This is a genomic window from Pseudomonas sp. S2_B10, from assembly GCF_054668425.1.
Window position 1 is genome coordinate 2,822,932 of sequence record NZ_CP162768.1, and the last position, 18,288, is coordinate 2,841,219.

Below are 18,288 nucleotides of genomic sequence, written 5' to 3' on the forward strand. Positions count from 1 at the left end.
TTGGCTGACTTGTGCCTGCCTTTCAGGCGCTGTTTCTCCCTAATTTCGAATCACACGGAACCCGCAAAACTCCATCATGGACCCTTCCCCTGGCTTGTCCCTCGCAACCATTTTTGCCGACTTCGGCATGATTCTTTTTGCTCTGATCCTGGTTTTGCTCAACGGCTTTTTCGTTGCGGCGGAATTCGCCATGGTCAAACTGCGCTCGACCCGGGTCGAGGCCATCGCTGAACAACACGGCTGGCGCGGACACATCCTGCGCACCGTGCACAGTCAGCTCGATGCCTACTTGTCGGCGTGTCAGCTCGGCATCACCCTCGCCTCTCTCGGTCTGGGCTGGGTCGGTGAACCGGCGTTCGCGCATATTCTCGAGCCGCTGCTGAGCGCAGTCGGCGTCGACTCGCCCGAGATCATCAAAGGCGTGTCGTTCTTCACCGCGTTCTTCATCATTTCGTACCTGCACATCGTGGTCGGCGAGCTGGCGCCCAAGTCGTGGGCGATCCGCAAACCCGAGCTTTTGTCGCTGTGGACCGCGGTGCCGCTGTACCTGTTCTACTGGGCGATGTACCCGGCGATCTACCTGCTCAACGCCAGCGCCAACGCGATTTTGCGTATCGCCGGGCAAGGTGAACCCGGCCCGCACCATGAACACCATTACAGCCGCGAAGAACTGAAACTGATCCTGCACTCCAGCCGTGGCCAGGATCCGAGCGATCAGGGCATGCGCGTATTGGCCTCGGCCGTAGAAATGGGCGAGCTGGAAGTGGTCGACTGGGCCAATTCCCGCGAAGACCTGATCACCCTGGAGTTCAACGCGCCGCTGAAGGAAATCCTGGCGATGTTCCGTCGCCACAAGTTCAGCCGTTATCCGGTGTACGACAGCGAGCGCCAGGAGTTCGTCGGCCTGCTGCACATCAAGGATCTGCTGCTGGAACTGGCCGCGCTGGACCACATTCCCGAGTCGTTCAACCTCGCCGAGCTGACCCGCCCGCTGGAGCGCGTCTCGCGGCACATGCCGCTGTCGCAACTGCTGGAGCAGTTCCGCAAGGGCGGCTCGCACTTCGCCGTGGTCGAGGAGGCTGACGGCAACATCATCGGCTACCTGACCATGGAAGACGTGCTGGAAGTGCTGGTCGGCGACATTCAGGACGAACACCGCAAGGCAGAGCGCGGCATTCTCGCCTATCAGCCAGGCAAGCTGCTGGTGCGTGGCGATACGCCGTTGTTCAAGGTCGAACGTCTGCTGGGCATCGATCTTGATCACATCGAAGCGGAAACCCTTGCCGGGCTGGTTTACGAAACCCTGAAACGGGTGCCGGAAGAGGAAGAAGTGCTGGAAGTCGAAGGCCTGCGCATCATCATCAAGAAGATGAAAGGGCCGAAGATTGTCCTGGCCAAGGTGTTGATGCTCGATTGATGGGAGTTTGGGGGGCTCTTGTGGCGAGGGGATTTATCCCCGTTGGACGGCGCAGCCGTCCCAAAACCATTGAATGCAGTCAGTTAGTACAGAGTTGCAATATTTGGGGCCGCTTCGCGGCCCAACGGGGATAAATCCCCTCGCCACAAAAACCCTCAACACCCTATCGCGCCTACTGTTTGCCCAACGCAAAGTTGGGCAAGGCTCCCAGTGGCTGGTTGAACTGATAGGGAATCGACACCAGCCCCTCTCCGGTATTGCGCTGCACCACGAAGTGCAGGTGCGGGCCGCTGCTGTTGCCGGTGTTGCCCGACAGCGCCAGCGGGCTGCCGACCTTGACCCGTTGTCCTTCGCGCACACTCACCGAACCCTGTTTCAGATGCAGGTACACGCCCATCGTGCCGTCGTCGTGCAGCACCCGAACGAAATTGCCGGAGGCATCGGTACCGCGCCCGCTCTGTGAGTTCTCGGTCTTGACTACTACTCCCGCTCGCGCGGCGATGATCGGCGTGCCCACCGGCATGGCGATGTCCATGGCGTAGCGGTTCTTCGACCCGTAGTGGCTGTATTGGCCGTTGGCGCCCTGACTCAGGCGAAACGGCCCGCCACGCCAGGGCAGCGGATAGCGATAGCTCTGTGCGGTGCCTGCGGGGTCGCCCAGCGAATACTGGAACTGCGGCGAATACACCAGCGGCTGGTCACGGCTGATCGCCGTCAGCAGCGCCAGCCGAGTGTTGCTGCGCGGTGGCAGCACACGACGGATCGCCCGCGCGGGCACGCCGCGCACATTACTCGTGCCAATGAAGGCCAGGGCAACCTCGACCGGCGCGTACAAATCGTTGCGCGCAAACACCACGTCGACGCCTTTCTGCTTCTTGATGTCCAGGTACACCTGGCGGTCGAGGCGCTCGACCATACGGTCCTGAAACACGAACACCTTTGCGCCTTTGCTCGGGCGGTCGCTGTACGAGACCACGCCGTTGGCATCGGTGGATTTGTAGATGGTCATGGCCATCGCCAGCTGGGAGGCCAGGCAGAGACCGCAGAAAAACAGCAGGCGCGCGAACATGGGCAAAAGTCTGTCGAAGGAAGGCCTGGGAATCAGCCTAGCAGCTGAGACAGACCAGGCTAGTCGACAGATGTTTCAAATGATCGTCCCCACGCTCTGCGTGGGGATGCAGCCCGGGACGCTCTGCGTCCCCTGCACAGAGGACACGGAGCGTCCGGTTGAGGCATTCCTTTGCTGCGCGTGGGAACGATCAGAGCACGGGAGACAAGTGGTGTTTTGGCTGGCCCCTTCGCGAGCAGGCTCGCTCCCACATTTGGAATGCGTTCCAGGGTGGGAGCGAGCCTGCTCGCGAAGGCGGCCTATCGGGCGACGAAGCTTACGCGCCGGGTACGAAATGCTTCTGCGCCGTGCCCCGGGCGATCAGGCGCGAGATGTAGTCGAGCTTCTGCGCATCCTGGTCGACAAAGCGGAAGGTCAGTTGCAGCCAGTCGCTGTCGGCTTTCTGCTCGTGGGCGACGATGGCGTGCAGGTAACCATTGAGCCGCGCGATCTCGGCGTTGTCGCCCTGCTCCAGATCGAGCACGGCGCTGTCGAGGATCTGCGGCAGGGTTTCGGTGCGCTTCACCACCAGCAGGGCTTCCTTGATGCTCAAGGCCTTGATCACGCATTGCTGAGTACCGCTCGGCAGGCGCAACTGGCCCTGACCCCGACCGCCCACCGGCGCCTTGGATGCACCGGGCGCCTGAACTGGCGGGCTGTTGAGCAAACCGCGCGACGGCGCAGCGGCTGGAGCGGGTGCAGCAGCGGCAGGCCTGGCCGCAGCGCCGCCGACCACGGCAGGCTTGCCGCCGGTCAGTGCGCTCAGGGAATCGTTGCCGAATGCCGAATTCATCTTGGTCGGCGCGCTGTTCATCAAGGTGTCGAGCTTGCCGACCTTGTTCAGTGCCTGCTTGACCTTGGTCAGCAGCTGCTCGTTGGTGAACGGCTTGCTGACGTAACCGGATACGCCGGCCTGAATCGCCTGCACGACGTTTTCCTTGTCACCACGGCTGGTGACCATGACGAACGGCATGGTCTTGAGGTTGTCCTGCTCGCGGCACCAAGTCAGCAGTTCGAGGCCGGACATTTCCGGCATTTCCCAGTCGCACAGCACCAGGTCGAAAGCCTCTTTGGCCAGCATGGCCTGGGCCTTTTTGCCGTTGATGGCGTCCTCGGTGCGGATCCCCGGGAAGTAATTACGCAGGCACTTTTTCACCAGGTCACGAATGAACGAAGCATCGTCCACGACCAACACACTGATCTTGCTCATCCAACACCCCTATTAAAATCCCGGCAAGCATAACGCTGGCTGATGGCACATTGCCAAAACTCTTCAGTCACGCCGGGACTTTTCGTTCGCGGGTGCTGCTTTTAATTCGAATCCGCTTCTGAAAAGCAGAAACAAAAACGCCCGGCCAGAGGGCCGGGCGCTTTTCTCAGGCAATCTTACTTATCGTCAGCTTCGCCCGGAACATTAGCGGTTTCAGCGCTTGTGCCTTCAACTTCTTCTTTCATGCGCTTGAGGCCCATGTGGCGCACGTCGGTGCCGCGCACCAGGTAGATCACCAGTTCGGAGATGTTGCGCGCATGATCGCCGATGCGCTCCAGTGAACGCAGGACCCAGATGATGCTCAGCACCCGCGAGATAGAGCGCGGGTCTTCCATCATGTAAGTGGCCAGCTCACGCAGGGCGGTTTTGTATTCGCGGTCGATGATCTTGTCGTACTGCGCCACCGACAAGGCCAGATCGGCGTCGAAACGCGCGAAGGCGTCCAGCGCATCACGAACCATGTTGCGCACCTGGTCGCCAATGTGACGAACCTCGACGTAACCGCGCGGCGCTTCGCCTTCTTCGCACAGCTGGATGGCACGACGGGCGATCTTGGTGGCTTCGTCGCCGATACGCTCGAGGTCGATCACCGATTTGGAAATGCTGATGATCAAACGCAGGTCAGAGGCTGCCGGCTGACGACGGGCGAGAATGCGCAGGCATTCTTCGTCGATGTTGCGTTCCATCTGGTTGATCTGGTCGTCGATCTCACGGACCTGCTGAGCCAGGCCGGAGTCGGCCTCGATCAGCGCCGTGACCGCGTCGTTGACCTGCTTCTCGACCAGCCCGCCCATGGCAAGGAGGTGGCTGCGCACTTCCTCCAGTTCAGCGTTGAACTGCGCGGAAATGTGATGGGTAAGGCCTTCTTTGGAAATCATTGTTCGCTCCGCGAAAGTTGCAAGCTTCAAGCTGCAAGCTTCAAGCAGTTATGTATAAGTCCTGATATCGCACCAATTCTTTCTTGCCGCTTGAAGCTTGCGGCGTGCAGCTGCTGCAATCAGCCATAGCGACCGGTGATGTAGTCTTCGGTCTGCTTCTTCGCCGGATTGGTGAACAGAGTATCGGTGTCGCCGAATTCCACCAGTTTGCCCATGTACATGAACGCGGTGTAGTCGGACACCCGCGCCGCCTGTTGCATGTTGTGGGTCACGATGACGATGGTGAACTTGGATTTCAGCTCGTAGATCAGCTCTTCGACTTTCAGCGTCGAGATCGGGTCGAGAGCCGAGCACGGTTCGTCGAGCAGCAGCACTTCCGGCTCGACCGCGATGGTGCGCGCGATCACCAGACGCTGTTGCTGACCACCGGACAGGCCGAGGGCCGAGTCGTGCAGACGGTCTTTGACCTCGTCCCACAATGCCGCGCCTTTCAACGCCCATTCAACGGCTTCGTCGAGGATGCGCTTCTTGTTGATGCCCTGGATGCGCAGGCCATAGACCACGTTTTCGTAAATGGTCTTCGGGAACGGGTTGGGCTTCTGGAACACCATGCCGACGCGACGACGCAGTTCGGCAACGTCTTCGCCCTTGCGATAGATGTTGTTGCCGTACAGGTTGATCGCGCCCTCGACACGGCAGCCGTCGACCAGATCGTTCATCCGGTTGAAGGTACGCAGCAGCGTCGACTTACCGCAGCCGGACGGGCCGATGAACGCCGTCACGCGCTGTTTCGGGATGTTCATGCTGACGTCGAACAGTGCCTGTTTGTCGCCGTAGTAGAGGCTCAGGCCCGGCACTTCGATGGCGACGGTTTCCTGCGCCAGGTTGAGGCTCTGCTTGTCGCGGCCCAGGGCAGACATGTTGATGCCGTGGCTGTGTGTTTCGTGCTGCATGGGTCTCACTCCGTTCGTAGCTGCAAGCTTCTGGCTGCAAGCTGCAAGTTTGAGCAAAAGCGGCTTGTAGCTTGCCGCTTGTGGCTAATGGCTTTAGCTATCCAGTGCTTTGTATTTTTCGCGCAGGTGGTTGCGGATATACACCGCCGACAGGTTCAGCGTCGCGATCACCAGCACCAGCAGCAGCGCGGTGGCGTACACCAGCGGGCGGGCTGCTTCGACGTTGGGGCTCTGGAAGCCGACGTCATAGATGTGGAAGCCCAGGTGCATGATCTTCTGGTCCAGGTGCAGGTACGGGTAGTTGCCGTCCACCGGCAGCGACGGCGCCAGTTTCACCACACCCACCAGCATCAGCGGCGCCACTTCACCGGCGGCACGGGCGACGGCGAGGATCATGCCGGTCATCATGGCCGGGCTGGCCATCGGGATAACGATTTTCCACAGCGTTTCCGCTTTGGTCGCGCCGAGGGCCAACGAGCCTTCACGCACGGTACGAGGAATCCGCGCCAGACCTTCTTCGGTCGCCACAATCACCACCGGCACCGCCAGCAGCGCCAGGGTCAGCGAGGCCCAGAGCAGGCCCGGCGTACCAAAGGTCGGCGCTGGCAGTGCTTCAGGGAAGAACAAGCGGTCGACCGAACCACCCAGCACGTAGACGAAGAAGCCCAGACCGAAAACGCCGTAAACGATCGCCGGTACGCCGGCGAGGTTGTTCACCGCGATACGAATGACGCGAGTCAGGGTGTTCTGCTTGGCATATTCGCGCAGGTACACCGCTGCCAGCACGCCGAACGGTGTAACGATCATCGCCATGATCAGGGTCATCATCACGGTGCCGAAGATCGCCGGGAAGATCCCGCCTTCGGTGTTCGCTTCACGCGGGTCGTCGGAGAGGAATTCCCAGATCTTGCTGAAGTAGAAGCCGACCTTGGTCAAGGTACTCATGCCGTTCGGCTGGTAAGCGTGAACCACTTTGCCCAGACCGATTTCGATTTCCTTGCCGTTGGCGTCACGGGCGGTCAAGGCGTCGCGGTTGAACTGAGCATGCAAATCAGACAGACGTGCTTCGATGTCCTTGTAGCGCGCGTCCAGCTCGGCGCGCTCGGACTCCATGTCCGCTTGTGCGGTGGCGTCGAGTTTGCCTTCCAGCTCGAGTTTGCGCCCGTGCAGACGGATTCGCTCGAGGCCGGCATTGATTGCGCCGATGTCGGTTTTTTCCAGCGTCTTCAGTTGAGCAGCAAGATCGTTCACCCGATCGATGCGCGCTTGCAGTTCAGGCCAAGCGGCCTCGCCTTCGGCGATGACCTTGCCATCCTGCTTGACGTTGACCAGATAGCCGTAGAAGTTGCCCCACTCGCGACGCTCGATCGCCATCAATTCTGGCGGAGTGGTCTGCTTGGTCAGCCACTCGCCGACGATCCAGGTGAAGTCGTTGCCGTTCAGGTCACGGTTGCCGACCTTGATCAGCTCGCGGGTCATGAATTCCGGGCCTTCGTCCGGCACCGGCAGACCGGCGCTCTTCAGACGTGCGCGCGGCACTTCTTCTTTCTGCACCACTTCGCCGATCACCAGGTGATTGGCCTGGCCCGGTACGTCGTAATGGGCGTGGATCAGGTCCGCCGGCCAGAAGTGACCGAGACCGCGCACGGCAATCACCGCCAACAGGCCAATGGTCATGATGACCGCGATGGACACCGCGCCACCGCTGATCCAGACGCCCGGGGCGCCGCTCTTGAACCATCCTTTCAGGGAGTTCTGTTTCACAGACTTCTACCTTTGCTTAAAGCGACGAGTATTTCTTGCGCAGACGCTGACGAATCAGTTCTGCCAGGGTGTTCATGACGAAGGTGAACAGCAGCAGCACCAGCGCCGAGAGGAACAGCACGCGGTAGTGGCTGCCGCCGACTTCCGACTCGGGCATTTCCACCGCGACGTTGGCGGCCAGGGTGCGCAGGCCTTCGAACAGGTTCATCTCCATGACCGGGGTGTTGCCGGTGGCCATCAGCACGATCATGGTTTCGCCGACCGCACGGCCCATGCCGATCATCAGCGCCGAGAAGATGCCCGGGCTGGCGGTCAGGATCACCACGCGGGTCATGGTCTGCCATGGCGTCGCACCCAGGGCCAGCGAACCCAGGGTCAGGCCGCGCGGCACACTGAACACGGCGTCTTCGGCGATCGAGTAGATGTTCGGGATCACCGCGAAACCCATGGCCAGACCGACCACCAGAGCGTTGCGCTGGTCGTAAGTGATGCCCAGGTCATGGGAGATCCACATGCGCATGTCGCCGCCGAAGAACCAGTTCTCCATGAACGGGCTCATGTACAGCGAGAGCCAGCCCACAAACAGGATCACCGGAATCAGCAGCGCACTTTCCCAGCCGTCCGGGACTTTCAGGCGGATCGACTCGGGCAGGCGGCTGAAGGTGAAACCGGCGACCAGAATGCCGATCGGCAGCAACATCAGCAGGCTGAAGATGCCCGGCAGATGCCCTTCTACATATGGAGCCAAGAACAGACCGGCGAAGAAACCGAGGATCACCGTCGGCATCGCTTCCATCAGTTCGATCACCGGTTTGACCTTGCGGCGCATGCCCGGGGCCATGAAGTACGCGGTGTAGATCGCAGCGGCGACGGCCAGTGGCGCGGCCAGCAGCATGGCGTAGAACGCGGCCTTCAGAGTGCCGAAGGTCAGCGGCGAGAGGCTCAGTTTCGGTTCGAAATCGGTGTTGGCGGCGGTCGACTGCCAGACGTATTTAGGCTCGTCGTAGTTCTCGTACCAGACCTTGCTCCACAGCGCGCTCCACGATACTTCCGGGTGCGGGTTGTCGAGCAGCAACGGCTGCAGCTTGCCGCCGGCTTCGACGATCACTCGGTTGGCGCGCGGCGACAGACCGAACAGGCCCTGGCCTTCAACCACCTGATCGACCAGCAACGTGCGGTGTGCGGTGCTGTGGAACACGCCGAGCTTGCCGCTGGCATCGAGGGCGAGGAAGCCTTTGCGGCGCTCTTCGGCAGCGATTTCAACGATCGGCGTGGTGCCCATCTGGAAGGTGCGGATCTGCTTCAGACGCTGCTCGCCATCGGTATCGCGAGCCATGAACCACTGGGCCAGACCGCCCTTGGAATCGCCGACGATCAGCGAGATACCGCCGACCAGCTGCGCGGTGGCGGTTACTTGGGCGTCGGCATTTTCCAGCAGTTTGTAGCGCCCGTTGAGGCTCTTGTCGCGCAGGCTGAACACGTCGGCCTGAGCACGACCGTTGACCACGTACAGCCACTGCTGGCGCGGGTCGACGAAGATGTTTTTCACCGGCTCGGTCATCTGCGGCAGATCGATGCGCGTCTGCTCGTTGGTGACTTCGCCGGTCATCATGTTTTCTTCGCTGGTCAGCGATAGCACATTGAGTTGCGAGCCAGTGGAGCCGACCAGCATCAGGGTCGAATCGGTGGCATTGAGGCTGACATGCTCCAGCGCGCCGCCGCTTTCGTTCAGCGCGATCGGTGCTTCGCCATAGGGATATTCGATGGCCGGGCTGATGGTTTTCTTGCCATCGGGATAGCTGACTTTATAGGTATGACGGAACACCAGCGCCTGACCGTTGGACAGACCCACGGCCACCAGCGGATGACCCGGCTGGTCTTCGCCAATAGACGTCACAGTGGCGCCCGCAGGCAGCGGCAGATCGACACGCCTCAATTCAGCGCCACTGTCGAGATCGAAGAACAGCGCCTGGCCCTTGTCGGATACACGCATGGCCACCTGATTCTGCTCTTCGAGCGAGATCATCAGCGGCTTGCCCGCGTCCTGCATCCAGGCCGGGGTGATCGAGTCTTTCGCGGTCAGGTCGGCGCCTTGAAACAGTGGCGCAACGACGTAGGCGAGGAAGAAGAAGATCAGGGTGATGGCCGCCAGCACCGCCAGGCCGCCGACGAGGACGTACCAACGGGTGAAGCGATCCTTGAGCGCGCGGATGCGGCGCTTGCGTTGCAGCTCAGGCGTATTGAAGTCAATGCGCTTGGGAGGGGAAGACGTAGTCATTGGGGAATTGGCCAGATCATTCATGCGCACACCCTAGCGATCCTGTATGACAGAAAGATGACAGTGCAGTGACGCAGCAAATCCGCCAGCCGGAAGTCCGGCAGCGGAGTCGAAAATTTGGTGGTTGCAGGAGCGCTTCTGCTCGCCAAGGCGTCGGGTCAGTCACATCGATGCTGCATGTGACCACCCCTTCGCGAGCAGGCTCGCTCCCACAGGAGTCCGGCTTCAGGCCGGCCTCAGGGTGTTACTTCTTGGCGACAGCGCCGCCTTCTTGCAGACCGAGGTCAGCCAGTGCTTTGGCAGCAACCTTGGCTGGCAGCGGGATGTAACCGTCTTTCACTACCACTTCCTGGCCCTGTTTCGACAGCACCAGCTTCACGAACTCGGCTTCCAGCGGGGCCAGAGGCTTGTTCGGGGCTTTGTTGACGTAAACGTAGAGGAAGCGCGACAGCGGATACTTGCCGTTCAGGGCGTTTTCTTCGGTGTCTTCGATGAACTCGCCGCCTTCTTTCTTGGCCAGGGCTACGGTTTTCACGCTGGCGGTCTTGTAGCCGATGCCCGAGTAGCCGACGCCGTTAAGCGAGCTGCTGATCGACTGCACCACCGACGCCGAACCTGGTTGTTCGTTGACGTTTGGCTTGTAGTCACCTTTGCACAGGGCTTCTTCCTTGAAGTAGCCGTAGGTGCCGGACACCGAGTTACGGCCGAACAGCTGGACCGGCTTGTTGGCCAGGTCACCGGTCACGCCCAAGTCACCCCAGGTCTTGACGTCAGCTTTGGCACCGCACAGGCGCGTCGAGGAGAAAATCGCATCGACCTGAGCCATGGTCAGGTGCTTGATCGGGTTGTCCTTGTGCACGAACACGGCCAGGGCATCCACGGCAACCGGGATCGCCGTCGGCTTGTAGCCGTACTTCTGCTCGAAAGCCTGCAGCTCGTTGTCCTTCATCTTGCGGCTCATCGGGCCCAGGTTGGCGGTGCCTTCGGTGAGTGCAGGTGGCGCGGTGGAAGAACCGGCAGCCTGAATCTGGATGTTGACGTTCGGGTATTCTTTTTTGTAGTTCTCGGCCCACAGGGTCATGAGGTTGGCCAGGGTATCGGAACCGACGCTGGACAGGTTGCCCGACACACCAGTGGTCTTGGTGTAGCTCGGGATAGCAGGGTCAACAGCGGCGAACGCGTTGGCAGTCGCAACGCCAGCAGCGACAAAAGTCATTGCCGCCATCAAACGCTTCAGTTTCATGCCTTACTCCTAGCAGATAGGGTGTGTTAAGTCGGGGCCAAGTATCAGCAGGCCATGTGAACACTCTATGGCTGAAATATGACAATTGGATGAAAGGCCAGCATGTCGCGACATAGCGTTCCCACGCTCTGCGTGGGAACGCCGCCATGGACGCTCTGCGTCCGCATTTGAGACGTGACGCGGAGCGTCACAGGATGCATTCCCACGCAGAGCGTGGGAACGATCAGGCGGGAGAGAAAATCAACGCCCCTTCTTCCAGAGCCACGCACCTACCACAATCCCCATTCCGCACAGCACCGCTACATAGTAAGCCGGCCCCATTGCGCTTTCCTTCAGCAGCAGGCTCACCACCATCGGCGTCAAGCCACCGAAGATCGCGTACGCGACGTTGTACGAGAACGACAGGCCACTGAAGCGAACCACCGGCGGGAACGCTTTGACCATCACGTACGGCACCGCGCCGATGGTGCCGACCAGCAAACCGGTCAATGCGTACAGCGGGAACAACCAGTCCGGGTGGTCGGCGAGGCTGTGGTAGAAGGTCCAGGAGCTGATCAGCAGACCGAGGCAGCCAAAGACAAAGACGCGACCGGCGCCAAAACGATCGGCCAGCGCGCCGGCGCCAATGCAGCCGAGGCTGAGGAAGACGATGGCCAGGCTGTTGGCTTGCAGCGCCGTGGTTGGCGAGAAGTGGTAGACCGTTTGCAGCACGGTCGGGGTCATCAGGATGACTACGACGACGCCGGCCGACAGCAGCCAGGTCAGCAGCATCGAAATCGCGATGGCGCCGCGATGGTCACGCAGCACCGCGCGCAACGGCACTTCTTCGGCCAGTGCCTTGCGCAATTGCAGTTCGGCGAACACCGGTGTCTCGTGCAGCCAGCGACGCAGGTACACCGAGAACAGGCCGAACACGCCGCCGAGCAGGAACGGGATCCGCCAGGCGTAATCCGACACTTCGGCTGGCGTATAAATGCTGTTGATCGCAGTGGCGACCAGCGAGCCGAGGAGGATGCCGGCAGTCAGGCCGCTGGTGAGCGTGCCGCAGGCATAACCGATGTGCTTTTGCGGTACGTGTTCGGAAACGAAGACCCACGCTCCCGGCACCTCACCGCCAATAGCGGCGCCCTGGATCACCCGCATCAGCAGCAACAGAATCGGTGCCCAGATGCCGATCTGCGCGTAGGTCGGCAGCAGCCCCATGATCAGCGTCGGCACGGCCATCATGAAAATGCTCAGGGTGAACATCTTCTTGCGTCCCAGCAGGTCACCGAAGTGCGCCATGACGATGCCGCCCAAAGGACGCGCCAGATAGCCGGCGGCGAAGATGCCGAAGGTCTGCATCAAGCGCAGCCACTCGGGCATGTCGGCCGGGAAGAACAGCTTGCCGACGACGGTGGCGAAGAAAACGAAGATGATGAAATCGTAGAACTCCAGCGCCCCGCCGAGGGCGGACAGCGACAGAGTCTTGTAGTCATTGCGGGTCAACGGTCGTGCGGGTTGCTCGGGCTGCGCGAGGCTCGAAGGCGCTGTGGTCATGGCAAGGGCTTCTCTTATAGTCGAATCTGTCGCCACAACAACGCTGGCGGTGGCTTGGACAGGTTCGGCACCATAGCAAATTGTTCGAAAAAGCACATAGAGGCGCGTAATTGACGGTCGAAATCAGAACCGGGTGGTCGTCGCGGGGTCTATCGACCGATATACTCGCCACCTGCGCAGGATTTGTAAGAGGTTGCTGTGCGAAAACGTTGTTGGCCCGTCCTTTGCTCGGGATTTAGCCTTTTTCGCAGAGTTTCCCTTTAGGCGCCTGATGGAAAACGTGACGAACGCAGTGTGTTCGGTGTTGAATCGTTTTTCTTGAAGACGGCTACCACTCGCAATACCCACGAAGAGTCATGGGTCAGAGGCCCCTCGGCATGATAGAGCTCGAACAAGAAGATCCGATCCCACAGGGCGACCTGGCCCTGCAAATCACCGCACTTCCCCGCGAAACCAACGGCTTTGGCGATATTTTCGGCGGCTGGCTGGTCGCGCAGATGGATCTGGCCGGCACCGCCATGGCCAGCCGGGTGGCCGGTGGCCGCGTTGCCACTGTCGCCATCGACCGCATGGCGTTCCTCGTCCCGGTCGCGGTCGGCGCGCAGTTGTCCTTTTATACCCAGACCCTGGAAATCGGCCGCAGCTCGATCCAGATGATGGTCGAAGTGTGGAGCGATGACCCACTCTCCAGCGAATGGCGCAAGGTCACCGAAGCGGTCTTCGTTTTCGTCGCCATCGACGGCAGCGGTCGCACCCGTTCGGTGCCGCCACGCGCGCGTTAAACCTCGCGGCCGTTTTGCGGTCGATAGTCGTCCCCAGTGTCTGATCGAGAGTTGCCCATGAACACGCCCAACGTTGAAGCCGTGAAACAGGATGAACTGAACTGCTGGCGCATCCGCCACGGCAAGGCCGAAGTGCTGGTGGCCCAGCAAGGCGCGCACATCCTCAGTTATCAGATCGACGGCCAGCCGCCGATCATCTGGCTCAACGACAAGGCCGAGTTCAAGACCGGCAAGAGCATCCGCGCCGGCGTGCCGGTGTGCTGGCCGTGGTTCGGCAAATTCGAACGCAACCCGAGCAGCGTGCAGGCCATGTACACCGGCGAGCAGCCGGCCCCCGCGCACGGTCTGGTGCGGGCGATGGACTGGGAATTGGGCAACATCGAATCAGAGGCTGACGGCATCAAGGTCGAATTCAAGCTGCCCTACCCGGAAGGTGGCCTGCCGGGCTGGCCCCACGAAGTCGATCTGACCCTGACCCTGCATCTGGCGGATCAACTGCATTACAGTCTGACCAGCCATAACCGGGGGACTGACAGCGTCACGCTGAGTCAGGCGCTGCACACCTATTTCGCCGTGAGTGACGTGCGTAATGTGCATGTCGACGGCGTGGCCGGGCTCAACTACATCGAGACCCTGGACGACTGGAACACGGCCGGCCAGAGCGGCGATCTGCATTTCGCTGGCGAGACCGACCGCATCTACCTCAATGCTCCGCCGCAATTGAGCATCGTTGATCCGACCTGGGAACGACGCATTGTGCTGACCTCTACCGGCTCGCGCACTGCGGTGATCTGGAACCCGTGGATCGACCGCGCCGCCGCCCTGCCGGACATGGACAACGATGGCTGGCAGCGCATGCTGTGCATCGAAACGGCGAATGTGATGGATGATCTGGTGACCCTGGCGCCGGGTGCGCGCCATACGATGGGTGTTAGCGTAGCCGCTGCACCGCTCTAAGCTCTAGCGCAATACAAAAGGGCAAAGAGCCCCGTGGCGAGGGGATTTATCCCCGCTGGGTCGCGAAGCGGCCCCCGCTTTTTTTAAATCAAAAGCTGGGGCCTGCTGCGCAGTCCAGCGGGGATAAATCCCCTCGCCACAGATAAATCCCTTCACCACAGATAAATCCCCTCACCACAAAGGCTCACTCCCAAATTTATGTGCGGCGCGCTTTAGAGGTCAGCCTCCTGCACCACCCGCACCTTCTCCGCCTCCAGCGCATACGCCGCATCCGCCAGGTCATTGCTGACCTTTTCGATTTTAAGCGTGCCGGTCACCCACAGCGGTGTGTAGATGTCCTCCAGCTTCAACCCTTTCGGATATCGCACCAGCACCAGTTGATTCGGCGGTGGTGGCGGTACGTGGATGCAGGCGCCCGGATAGGGCACGAGGAAGAACAACGTACTGCGGCCCTTGGCGTCGGATTCCAGCGGCACCGGATAACCACCGATGCGAATGTGTTTGTCGTTCATCGACGCTACGGTTTTCGTCGAATACATCACCGCTGGCAGACCTTTGGCCTGCTTCATCCCGCCCTTCTCGGTGAAGGTGCCGGTGGCTTCGGGGGAGTTGTGGTCGATTTCCGGCATGGCCTCAAGGGCCTTTTGATCCGACTTGGGCATCAGTTCCAGCCAGTCGGTTTCCGGCAGTTCGCCGGCGTGGGCGAGATAGCTGCCCAGCAAGAGGAGAGTCAACAGAAGACGGCGCATGAAGGTGCTCGGCAGGCAAAGGAATGGACGGTGAGTCGCCGCGCATTCTAGCCCTCCCGGCCGCGCTGGCCGAGAGGGCTTTGTCGCTTTCGATCAGTTCTTTTTGATCAGACCGTAGATCACCAGCAACACGACAGCGCCGACCAGTGCGCCGAGGAAACCCGCGCCCTCGCCCGCCTGATAGATGCCCAGAGCCTGGCCGCCGTAGGTGGCCGCCAGCGAACCGCCGATACCGAGCAGGATGGTCATGATCCAGCCCATGCTGTCATCGCCCGGTTTCAGGAACCGAGCCAGCAGGCCGACGATCAAGCCGATAAAGATGGTTCCGATAATTCCCATGGCATTTCCCTCTGATTTGGAAGATATGCGAAAGACTAGCCAGTGTTTCGCATCCTGCCATGAGAGAACGGCGGCCCCTGAATGGTTCCGCCGCGGCCACATGAAACTGTTTTACTCGGCGATCAGCGCTTCGACCTTGATGATCTGCGCTTGCAGGGTGGCCATGTCGGCGCAGCGCAGGTTGGCGTGGCCGACCTTGCGTCCGGCCTTGAAAGCTTTGCCGTAGTGATGCAGATGGCAGTCTTCGATGGCGATGACTTTCTCCACCGGCGGCACTACGCCGATGAAGTTGAGCATCGCGCTCTCGCCGACCTTGGCGGTCGAACCCAGCGGCAGGCCGGCCACGGCGCGCAGGTGGTTTTCGAACTGGCTGCACTCGGCGCCTTCGGTGGTCCAGTGCCCGGAGTTGTGCACGCGCGGGGCGATTTCATTGGCTTTGAGGCCACCGTCGACTTCGAAGAACTCGAAAGCCATCACGCCGACGTAGTCGAGGTGCTTGAGCACGCGACTGGAATAATCTTCCGCCAGCGCCTGCAACGGGTGATCGGTGCTGGCAACCGACAGCTTGAGAATGCCGCTGTCGTGGGTGTTGTGCACCAGCGGATAGAACTTCGTTTCACCATCGCGGGCACGCACCGCGATCAGCGACACTTCGCCGGTGAATGGCACGAAGCCTTCCAGCAGGCAGGCAACGCTGCCCAGTTCGGCGAACGTACCGGCCACGTCTTCCGGTTTGCGCAGGACTTTCTGACCCTTGCCGTCATAACCCAGGGTGCGGGTTTTCAGCACGGCCGGCAGACCGATGGAAGCGACGGCGGCATCCAGGTCGGCTTGCGACTGGATGTCGGCGAAGGCCGGGGTCGGAATGCCGAGGTCTTTGAACATGCTCTTTTCGAACCAGCGGTCACGAGCAATGCGCAGGGCTTCGGCGCTCGGGTAGACCGGCACGAATTGCGAAAGAAACGCCACGGTTTCGGCCGGGACGCTTTCGAATTCGAAGGTCACCAGATCGACTTCATCGGCCAGTTGGCGCAGATGATCCTGATCGCCGTAATCGGCCCGCAGGTGTTCGCCCAGCGCGGCCGCACAGGCGTCCGGCGCAGGGTCGAGAAAAGCGAAGTTCATGCCCAGCGGAGTGCCCGCCAGGGCCAACATGCGACCCAACTGGCCGCCACCGATTACACCGATCTTCATCTCAACAACCTCAGGCAATACGTGGGTCTGGATTGTCCAGGACGCTGTCTGTCTGCTCGGCACGGAAGGTTTTCAGTACCGCGTGGAACTGCGGGTGCTTGGCGCCGAGGATGCTCGCCGAGAGCAGGGCGGCGTTGATTGCGCCAGCCTTGCCGATGGCCAGGGTGGCAACCGGAATGCCAGCTGGCATCTGCACGATCGACAGCAGCGAATCGACGCCCGAGAGCATGGCCGACTGCACCGGCACGCCCAGCACCGGCAGGTGGGTCTTGGCCGCACACATGCCTGGCAAGTGGGCTGCGCCACCGGCACCGGCGATGATCACCTCGATGCCGCGGCTTTCAGCCTCTTCGGCGTACTGGAACAGCAGATCCGGGGTGCGGTGGGCGGAAACCACCTTGACCTCGTACGGGATGCCGAGCTTTTCCAGCATATCGGCGGTGTGGCTAAGGGTGGACCAATCGGACTTGGAGCCCATGATCACGCCAACCAGTGCACTCATCGTCGCGCCTCTTCTCTCTGGAGCGCCCGCAGGCGCGTCATAAAACAACAAGCCACGCAGGTTGCGTGGCTTGATTGTACGAAAAATGGCCGGACGTGCCGGCCGAAGGCCGCGCAGTATACCGCAAAGAAAGCAATAAACAGCCCCCGAAACGACCATCTGTCAAATGAGCGAAACGCCCGGTTTTATTGACCTTGAGGTCAGCGAAAGAACACCGCAAAAATCCCCCTGTGGGAGCGAGCCTGCTCGCGAAAGCGTTGCGTCAGACGATACCTCAGCGCCTGAAACTCCGCATTCGCGAGCAGGCTCGCTCCCACATTCGATCTTCATCAGCTTCAAGCGCTTTGTGCGGCGCCACCTTCTAGTTTTCGCCACAGCAACCGCACGTTGGCCTTGCGCACCAGGGCGCAGCGGTACAGGCGGATCTCCAGCGGCACATGCCATTGCGGGCCGCCGCACACCACCAGTTCACCGCGAGCCAGTTCGGCGCGTACGCTCAGTTGCGGCACCCAGGCAATGCCGAGGCCTTCCAGGGCCATGCTTTTCAGGCTGTCGGCCATCGCGGTTTCGTAGATCGTGGTGAAGCGCAACTGGCGCTGGCGCAGCAAGCCGTTCACCGAACGGCCGAGAAACGCCCCGGCGCTGTAAGCCAGCAACGGCACGCTGGCCTCGCCTTCCAGATCGAACAGCGGTTTGCCATCCAGATCCGCCGCGCACACCGGCAGCATTTCGGTCTGGCCCAAGTGCAGCGACGGGAAAATCTCCGGGTCCATCTGCATCGCCGAATCCGGGTCGTAGAACGCCAGCATCAGATCGCAGCCACCTTCACGCAAAGCGTGCACGGCGTCGCCAACGTTGGTCGCCACCAGCCGTGTGGCGATGTTCAACCCTTCGTTGCGCAACTGGGCGATCCAGCGCGGGAAAAAGCCCAGCGCCAGCGAGTGCGCCGCTGCGACTTGCATGACCTCGCCCTGCCCGCCTTCCAGATGATGCAGGTGGCGCAGGACTTCACCGAGCTGTTCGACCACGGTGCGCGCAGTCACCAGAAACAACTGCCCCGCCGCCGTCAGTTCGACCGGCGTGCGCGAGCGATTGACCAGAGTCAGCCCCAGCGCCGCTTCGAGGCTGCGGATCCGCCGACTGAATGCCGGCTGGGTCACGAAGCGCCGTTCGGCCGCCTGCGAGAAGCTGCGGGTGGCGGCCAGGGCACTGAAGTCCTCGAGCCATTTGCTTTCCAGATTCATCACGTCCTCCCGGACACGCACCAAAACAGGTCACACGTCTGCCGCACAGGCGGCGTCACATGGGCATTATG

The 18,288-nt window shown here is 61.1% G+C and carries 16 protein-coding genes; 3 read left to right on the forward strand and 13 right to left on the reverse strand.

The window, feature by feature from the left end; all coding sequences use genetic code 11:
- The first annotated feature begins 76 nt into the window (after nt 1–76).
- The gene (locus AB4O45_RS12750; protein WP_016772486.1) at nt 77–1,417 is read left to right on the forward strand and encodes a hemolysin family protein; all 1,341 of its coding nucleotides are present in this window, start codon (nt 77–79) and stop codon (nt 1,415–1,417) included.
- 172 nt (nt 1,418–1,589) lie between these two features.
- Here AB4O45_RS12750 and AB4O45_RS12755 read toward each other — a convergent pair whose 3' ends face one another.
- The 8 genes from AB4O45_RS12755 to AB4O45_RS12790 all read right to left on the reverse strand — a co-directional run bounded on the left by AB4O45_RS12755 (nt 1,590) and on the right by AB4O45_RS12790 (nt 12,450).
- The gene (locus tag AB4O45_RS12755) at nt 1,590–2,486 is read right to left on the reverse strand and encodes a peptidoglycan DD-metalloendopeptidase family protein (RefSeq protein WP_460161457.1); all 897 of its coding nucleotides are present in this window, start codon (nt 2,484–2,486) and stop codon (nt 1,590–1,592) included.
- Between the two features lie 316 nt (nt 2,487–2,802).
- Nucleotides 2,803–3,735, reverse strand: a complete 933-nt coding sequence (locus AB4O45_RS12760; RefSeq protein ID WP_041476598.1) for a response regulator — start codon at nt 3,733–3,735, stop codon at nt 2,803–2,805.
- A 176-nt stretch (nt 3,736–3,911) separates the two neighbouring features.
- Nucleotides 3,912–4,673, reverse strand: a complete 762-nt coding sequence (gene phoU / locus AB4O45_RS12765; RefSeq protein WP_016772483.1) for a phosphate signaling complex protein PhoU — start codon at nt 4,671–4,673, stop codon at nt 3,912–3,914.
- 119 nt (nt 4,674–4,792) lie between these two features.
- Nucleotides 4,793–5,626: a phosphate ABC transporter ATP-binding protein PstB gene (pstB, locus tag AB4O45_RS12770; protein WP_041476597.1), complete on the reverse strand. Its 834-nt coding sequence runs from the start codon at nt 5,624–5,626 to the stop codon at nt 4,793–4,795.
- Nucleotides 5,627–5,719: 93 nt separating this feature from the next.
- The gene (gene pstA / locus AB4O45_RS12775; RefSeq protein ID WP_016772481.1) at nt 5,720–7,390 is read right to left on the reverse strand and encodes a phosphate ABC transporter permease PstA; all 1,671 of its coding nucleotides are present in this window, start codon (nt 7,388–7,390) and stop codon (nt 5,720–5,722) included.
- A 16-nt stretch (nt 7,391–7,406) separates the two neighbouring features.
- Entirely contained in the window at nt 7,407–9,692 is a 2,286-nt protein-coding gene (locus AB4O45_RS12780; RefSeq protein ID WP_024014834.1) for an ABC transporter permease subunit, read from the reverse strand.
- A gap of 220 nt (nt 9,693–9,912) precedes the next feature.
- Entirely contained in the window at nt 9,913–10,911 is a 999-nt protein-coding gene (locus AB4O45_RS12785; RefSeq protein WP_016772480.1) for a phosphate ABC transporter substrate-binding protein PstS, read from the reverse strand.
- A gap of 240 nt (nt 10,912–11,151) precedes the next feature.
- Nucleotides 11,152–12,450, reverse strand: a complete 1,299-nt coding sequence (locus AB4O45_RS12790; RefSeq protein ID WP_073470879.1) for an MFS transporter — start codon at nt 12,448–12,450, stop codon at nt 11,152–11,154.
- 377 nt (nt 12,451–12,827) lie between these two features.
- Between AB4O45_RS12790 and AB4O45_RS12795 the strand changes: the two genes are divergently transcribed.
- The gene (locus tag AB4O45_RS12795) at nt 12,828–13,232 is read left to right on the forward strand and encodes an acyl-CoA thioesterase (RefSeq protein WP_003229628.1); all 405 of its coding nucleotides are present in this window, start codon (nt 12,828–12,830) and stop codon (nt 13,230–13,232) included.
- Nucleotides 13,233–13,289: 57 nt separating this feature from the next.
- Nucleotides 13,290–14,189, forward strand: coding sequence for a D-hexose-6-phosphate mutarotase (locus tag AB4O45_RS12800; protein ID WP_460161458.1), 900 nt, complete (start codon nt 13,290–13,292; stop codon nt 14,187–14,189).
- Nucleotides 14,190–14,401: 212 nt separating this feature from the next.
- On the opposite strand, the gene AB4O45_RS12805 is transcribed toward AB4O45_RS12800, so the two are convergent.
- The 5 genes from AB4O45_RS12805 to AB4O45_RS12825 all read right to left on the reverse strand — a co-directional run bounded on the left by AB4O45_RS12805 (nt 14,402) and on the right by AB4O45_RS12825 (nt 18,217).
- Nucleotides 14,402–14,938, reverse strand: a complete 537-nt coding sequence (locus tag AB4O45_RS12805) for a DUF3299 domain-containing protein (RefSeq protein ID WP_056790934.1) — start codon at nt 14,936–14,938, stop codon at nt 14,402–14,404.
- Nucleotides 14,939–15,031: 93 nt separating this feature from the next.
- A complete protein-coding gene (locus AB4O45_RS12810) occupies nt 15,032–15,277 on the reverse strand; it encodes a GlsB/YeaQ/YmgE family stress response membrane protein (protein ID WP_016772475.1) in 246 nt (81 codons plus the stop codon).
- Between the two features lie 111 nt (nt 15,278–15,388).
- Entirely contained in the window at nt 15,389–16,471 is a 1,083-nt protein-coding gene (locus AB4O45_RS12815; RefSeq protein WP_041476593.1) for a 5-(carboxyamino)imidazole ribonucleotide synthase, read from the reverse strand.
- A 10-nt stretch (nt 16,472–16,481) separates the two neighbouring features.
- Complete coding sequence (gene purE / locus AB4O45_RS12820; RefSeq protein ID WP_007920220.1) at nt 16,482–16,973, reverse strand: 5-(carboxyamino)imidazole ribonucleotide mutase; 492 nt, start codon at nt 16,971–16,973, stop codon at nt 16,482–16,484.
- A gap of 335 nt (nt 16,974–17,308) precedes the next feature.
- The gene (locus AB4O45_RS12825) at nt 17,309–18,217 is read right to left on the reverse strand and encodes a LysR substrate-binding domain-containing protein (RefSeq protein WP_024014837.1); all 909 of its coding nucleotides are present in this window, start codon (nt 18,215–18,217) and stop codon (nt 17,309–17,311) included.
- Nucleotides 18,218–18,288 lie beyond the last annotated feature (71 nt).

What these genes read in the sequence shown, in the direction of transcription:
- AB4O45_RS12750 (WP_016772486.1), top strand. Translation starts at nt 77, where the DNA reads ATGGACCCTTCCCCTGGCTTGTCCCTCGCAACCATTTTTGCCGACTTC.
- AB4O45_RS12755 (WP_460161457.1), bottom strand. Translation starts at nt 2,486, where the DNA reads ATGTTCGCGCGCCTGCTGTTTTTCTGCGGTCTCTGCCTGGCCTCCCAG.
- AB4O45_RS12760 (WP_041476598.1), bottom strand. Translation starts at nt 3,735, where the DNA reads ATGAGCAAGATCAGTGTGTTGGTCGTGGACGATGCTTCGTTCATTCGT.
- phoU (WP_016772483.1), bottom strand. Translation starts at nt 4,673, where the DNA reads ATGATTTCCAAAGAAGGCCTTACCCATCACATTTCCGCGCAGTTCAAC.
- pstB (WP_041476597.1), bottom strand. Translation starts at nt 5,626, where the DNA reads ATGCAGCACGAAACACACAGCCACGGCATCAACATGTCTGCCCTGGGC.
- AB4O45_RS12780 (WP_024014834.1), bottom strand. Translation starts at nt 9,692, where the DNA reads ATGAATGATCTGGCCAATTCCCCAATGACTACGTCTTCCCCTCCCAAG.
- AB4O45_RS12785 (WP_016772480.1), bottom strand. Translation starts at nt 10,911, where the DNA reads ATGAAACTGAAGCGTTTGATGGCGGCAATGACTTTTGTCGCTGCTGGC.
- AB4O45_RS12790 (WP_073470879.1), bottom strand. Translation starts at nt 12,450, where the DNA reads ATGACCACAGCGCCTTCGAGCCTCGCGCAGCCCGAGCAACCCGCACGA.
- AB4O45_RS12795 (WP_003229628.1), top strand. Translation starts at nt 12,828, where the DNA reads ATGATAGAGCTCGAACAAGAAGATCCGATCCCACAGGGCGACCTGGCC.
- AB4O45_RS12800 (WP_460161458.1), top strand. Translation starts at nt 13,290, where the DNA reads ATGAACACGCCCAACGTTGAAGCCGTGAAACAGGATGAACTGAACTGC.
- AB4O45_RS12805 (WP_056790934.1), bottom strand. Translation starts at nt 14,938, where the DNA reads ATGCGCCGTCTTCTGTTGACTCTCCTCTTGCTGGGCAGCTATCTCGCC.
- AB4O45_RS12810 (WP_016772475.1), bottom strand. Translation starts at nt 15,277, where the DNA reads ATGGGAATTATCGGAACCATCTTTATCGGCTTGATCGTCGGCCTGCTG.
- AB4O45_RS12815 (WP_041476593.1), bottom strand. Translation starts at nt 16,471, where the DNA reads ATGAAGATCGGTGTAATCGGTGGCGGCCAGTTGGGTCGCATGTTGGCC.
- purE (WP_007920220.1), bottom strand. Translation starts at nt 16,973, where the DNA reads ATGAGTGCACTGGTTGGCGTGATCATGGGCTCCAAGTCCGATTGGTCC.
- AB4O45_RS12825 (WP_024014837.1), bottom strand. Translation starts at nt 18,217, where the DNA reads ATGAATCTGGAAAGCAAATGGCTCGAGGACTTCAGTGCCCTGGCCGCC.